General features: G+C 45.1%; 3 protein-coding genes and 3 pseudogenes. 4 read left to right on the top strand and 2 right to left on the bottom strand.

All coding sequences use genetic code 11. The annotated features are described in order from the left end of the window. Window positions 1-166: 166 nt before the first annotated feature. From QUB61_RS38005 to QUB61_RS40325, 4 genes and pseudogenes are all read left to right on the top strand, one after another. Window positions 167-320: pseudogene (locus tag QUB61_RS38005) on the top strand (IS607 family transposase); the annotation flags it as partial. Between the two features lie 137 nt (window positions 321-457). After that, window positions 458-593 (top strand): annotated as a pseudogene (locus QUB61_RS40330) (IS607 family transposase); the annotation flags it as partial. Window positions 594-1,939: 1,346 nt separating this feature from the next. Continuing rightward, window positions 1,940-2,668, top strand: a complete 729-nt coding sequence (locus tag QUB61_RS38000) for a PEP-CTERM sorting domain-containing protein (protein WP_333136471.1) — start codon at window positions 1,940-1,942, stop codon at window positions 2,666-2,668. Between the two features lie 763 nt (window positions 2,669-3,431). Then, window positions 3,432-3,620: pseudogene (locus QUB61_RS40325) on the top strand (transposase); the annotation flags it as partial. Between the two features lie 120 nt (window positions 3,621-3,740). On the opposite strand, the gene QUB61_RS37990 reads toward QUB61_RS40325, so the two are convergent. Together QUB61_RS37990 and QUB61_RS37985 are read right to left on the bottom strand one after the other, a co-directional pair. Continuing rightward, window positions 3,741-3,926 carry a mechanosensitive ion channel domain-containing protein gene (locus QUB61_RS37990; RefSeq protein ID WP_333136473.1) on the bottom strand — a complete coding sequence of 62 codons (186 nt, stop codon included), beginning with the start codon at window positions 3,924-3,926 and terminating at the stop codon, window positions 3,741-3,743. Window positions 3,927-3,965: 39 nt separating this feature from the next. Continuing rightward, window positions 3,966-4,112, bottom strand: a complete 147-nt coding sequence (locus tag QUB61_RS37985) for a hypothetical protein (protein WP_333136469.1) — start codon at window positions 4,110-4,112, stop codon at window positions 3,966-3,968. Window positions 4,113-4,537 lie beyond the last annotated feature (425 nt).

Below are 4,537 nucleotides of genomic sequence, written 5' to 3'. Positions count from 1 at the left end.
AAGGTTTCATCCTATTTTACCTTTTTTTGTCTACCCCCTTGACAATTTGCACTTTTTCTTAACTTGTCACAAATGATAGGGCATAGGCCTCCGTGGGCATAGGGCATAAGCCTGGTGTGGGCATCAGTTGCGAGCGGTGTGTACCTCATTTTATTGAGAACCGCTATATAACAAAAGAAGACTTCAAAAACTTCTTAAACGAATTATGCGGTGATGTAGGTTGTCTAGTTTTAACTCATAAAGACCGACTATTGAGGTTGGGCGCTGAATTGGTTTTTGCTAGGTGTGCTGAATTTGAAACCGAAGTAATCATCATTAATACAGCATATTCCATGTATGTGTAGCACAAAATACTGGTTTGTTGAACAGAATCAGTAATGATGCGATAACTGTAAAGAAACCCGGTTTCTGTGGTGTAGTTGATAAACCTGGAATAGGCTGTAAGTCAAAGGAATCAACCTTTGAGGAAGAATTAGTGCCAGACATGATTGAGCTTATTACTGTGTTTAGCGCAGGTCTTTATGGACGCGCGCAGTCAGAAAAATCAGAAACTGATTGAGGGTATGGCGCAAGTAGTTAAGGAGGTGCAGTAATGCTTTTAGGTTTCTTTCACAAAATTGAAACTGAATAACCAACAACCCACAGCATTGATGAAACCTTGTGGCGTTTCACGTCACGCATGGCATTGGGGATTGTGGTTAACCAAAAATATTCTCGAACACAACTAAACTAATCTTTCGGACAAATTAAAATTGACGATCGCTATTGACTTGCATAAATTGTTAGTAGCGTTAGTGAAGCCTAATTGTGCTTGGTACTACGAATGCTCTTTGTCGCCCCCACAAGAATCTTTGAGGGCATTAAGGAGGGTCTGGGATAGATGCTTTAAAAAAACCAGTGGTGCTCCCAGATTCAAAAAGAAGGGTCATCGAGATTCTTTCACTCTAGAAGGTGCTGTTAAAGTCCAAGGCAAGAACAAGATTCAAGTTCCTCTGATGGGAATTATTAAAACCTATGAACGATTGCCACCGATATTAACCAAGTCTGCTACAATCAGTCCTACTGCCAATAGAGGGTTCATTAGTTTCCGGCTTGACGTTTAGCGACAAATAGCTGCAATTAATTTGTCAAAAACCGTCAGTTAGACGGGGTTAGCCTGTGGACTGGTGAGTGCCGACACTGCCAGAGCGAAACAGTTCGTCAACACCAAAGTCCAGATTTGTAGAATTGTGGGTAACTTTGGGTAAGTTTTATGTAACGGAAATCCGCTCTTTGACCGCTTCAATATGCTCCCATTTCATCTCGTCGCATCTTTGGGAGAGTTCACGGCGTGGGATATACAGCAGATTTCAACTGAGTGAAGTACATTCACCCCACCCGCCCTATCGGGCACCCTCCCCGAACTTCGGGGAGGGTGGAAGGGGTGTAGTCCATTTAGATGCAAAGCGCTGTATTTAATTTAACCAAAAGATGTAAACCCAACGATCGCAGTTGCTACGTAATTTACCGGATAAATAAACTTCTTTAACTACCATACGCAACTCCCAAAAAACCAATATTCCCAGTTTGTGGTTAATAGAAAACTCCTGCAACTATCAGTGGATCATGGTTTTACCGTATTTATACTTAAATGTGGGCGGTGGAGGATTTAGACTTGAGAATAAAATAAAAAATTAGCATAAGCGCGATCCAAATCAGTTTGGCTGCTCCGCGCTCCCAGACCCGCGAATTCAAGGTTTCAAGCCACAATTTTTATAATTATTTGGTGTGTATTTTTAGGGAGCGATCGCCCTGCAATCCGATTCAAGCGACAGCATTTGTGAAGGAGGTGTAAAGGCTTGATAAAGAATCTGTAAAAATTGACATAAAGTGCAAAAAATACCAAGTAAAGTATCCGATAATAAAATTATTACAGGCCATCTCACAAACGGAACAGATTATGAATACCAAATTCTTATCCGCCCTAACAGCTACCGCAGCCGCCACAGCTCTGTTTGGCGCCGCTGCTCCAGCTCATGCCTTCACCTTTGGTACCGACGCCATCCAATTTGAGCACAATACACCGGTCATCTTTAACTTCAGACAATCTTACGGTGCGTACACTTCCTCTTTGGGAGTCTACTCTGTCGATGGCGGGAAAGCCAGTTTCTTGACAGCCCTGTTTAGCGAAGTTCAACCCTCAGACATCGGCGCGACGGGCGACTGGAAAGGAACTCTCGGCACTACAGTCTTGGGTAGTGGCATTGCAACATTCATATTCGAGGCAAATAAAACTTACACTTTGGGACTCAAGAGCGTGGGACTCGACGGCAGCAACGCGGGCATTGTCTACTCGACCACAGCCTTGAACCTCCCCGGCCGCACCCAGCAAGCCGTGTTTGGCAACGCTAATCAACTGCTGCCTCTAGTCCTCGACCCACCAGACCATAAAAAATTCGCAGGAAATCCCGGAAGCTTCATCGATGGACGTTCTTCTTTGTTTAATCCAGCCCAAGGCACGGCAATCTCCTTCGACGATCGCGGTAACGGCGCCGACTCAGACTTCCAAGACTTCACAGTGACTGCACAAGCAGTTCCCGAACCAATGACGATGACTGGTTTGGCTCTGGGTTTGGGTGGCTTGGTTGCAGCGCGCCGCCGCCGCCTTGGTAGCAAGACGGCTTCATAATTTTTTTCAACGTGAAGAATCGGCTCAATTACGTTTGACCAAAAAGCCTGATGCAAGCCCCTAGCTTTAGACATGGGGATAAGTCGGTAGGGACTTAAAAGTCCGGTGAAACGATCGTATTGCTAAAACCACTATGGTAGAATAGCCATAAGCAATGGTGCAAAGTAAGAATAACCTTTAACGCATTGAAATATCCTAGAGGGCGAGCCACCCCGCCAACGGACACATCCGATTGATTCGGAATAGTTAAAGGGCAAATAATGGCCGGATAGGGATGGTTCAACCTTAAAAACCTTAAGGAGTCAGAAGTATCCGCGAATCAGAACGAGAGTTCTTTGAGTGAGTAGAGGGAGATTTGAATTTCCCCTTGTCGCCTTGAAGGTGGGCAAGAATCCCCCGGCTTTAGACCAGGGATCTTCAAAAAATAGAATACAATTTGCAGGCACGCTAACCGGAAATTGGCTCGCCTTTTGCTTGATTTGAAAAGTCAGAAGCAAGAAGTCATATCATGTCCGGTCGAGAAACCGCGATTTTTGTAGGGGCTCCCCTCACCAACAATACCTGCCCACAATCTCCCATCTCAAAAACCCGCCCCGACCGGGATATTATGGTTAATCGATCGGACATGATATAACCTTTCGAGCGTAACATGAGGTGCTCTCGCGGGCATAGGGCATAGGGCATAGGCCTCCGTGGGCATAGGGCATAGGGCATAGGCATAGGACTCGCCCCCATACCTCACCACGCTTGAGAACCGCTATATGAGAGGATTAGGAATGCAATTTGTCAGAAAGTTTGGGCAAGGCAAAGGCAGATTTAGTCTCATCGCGCGATCGCAAAACTTGATAATACTTCACACACCGCTATTGCTATTGCTTTTTTAGTCATGAACTTTTCTACCTGGCTGCGCCGGGTTTTTTGTGTGTTTTTATGCTGCTCGGGGAAAACAACACTTGTTTTTGGGTTGAGGATAATCAAAAATTATAAGTGGGGCGACTCGCTGCTGCCAAAACATATTTTTAACTCTGCTTGAATTACCCATCGCTCCTGCTTTTGGTTTTCCATAACTTATTCAGCAAGCCCTAAATACGATCGCATTCGGCACGATAACTCGCTCTCCCCGATCTGTCATAATTTGAGTTGAACGCATCGAAATCTTTTCAACAGTACCTTGAAAGCCTTCTACAAATATCTGATCGCCAAATTGAAACGGTTCGTGCAACAGCAGCCATATTCCCGCTAAAAAGTTTTTGAAGATGTCTGGGAATGGGAAACTAATAGCTAGTGAACCCAGTCCTCACAAAGCGACGATATCTCCCGGACGCCAAGCCGGGAACGCAATCGCGCAGGCGATCGAACTGCCAGCGGCCAAAGTGAGAGTTTGAACCTCCGCACATCTAAAGCCGGGGGATTCTTGCCCATCTTCAAGGCGACAACGGGACATTCAAATATCCCTCTACTCACTCAAAGAACTCTCGTTCTTCCGGATCGCATACTTTCTTTTTTCCTTCATTTTTAAAGATTGAACGATCCCTATCCTGCCATTATTTGCCCTTTAACTATTCCGAATCAATCGGATGTGTCCGTTGCCGGCATTGCTCGCCCTCTAGGATATTTCAATGCGCTCTTATGTGATTCCTACTCGATCAGCACAGTCGTATTTTACCATGCCTCTCTTCCCTTTTACTGTGGCTAAAGCCACAAATCGGCTTATCCTCATGTCGGTAGCCCGGGGCTGGCGTCTCACTTTTAGGTCAAATAATTCAAAAAGGCCACACTAACACAAAAGATTAGACCTCTTGCAAAAGTCCTTTTCCTCAATTGATGGGACGGGCAAGATGCCCATCCCACAAGAAAAAATAATTCTTG

It is taken from the genome of Microcoleus sp. C2D2 (genome assembly GCF_036702495.1).
Classification (GTDB): domain Bacteria; phylum Cyanobacteriota; class Cyanobacteriia; order Cyanobacteriales; family Microcoleaceae; genus Microcoleus.
This window is presented reverse-complemented; position numbering and strand designations above follow the sequence as displayed.

What these genes read in the sequence shown, in the direction of transcription:
- QUB61_RS38000 (WP_333136471.1), top strand. Translation starts at nt 1,940, where the DNA reads ATGAATACCAAATTCTTATCCGCCCTAACAGCTACCGCAGCCGCCACA.
- QUB61_RS37985 (WP_333136469.1), bottom strand. Translation starts at nt 4,112, where the DNA reads ATGTCCCGTTGTCGCCTTGAAGATGGGCAAGAATCCCCCGGCTTTAGA.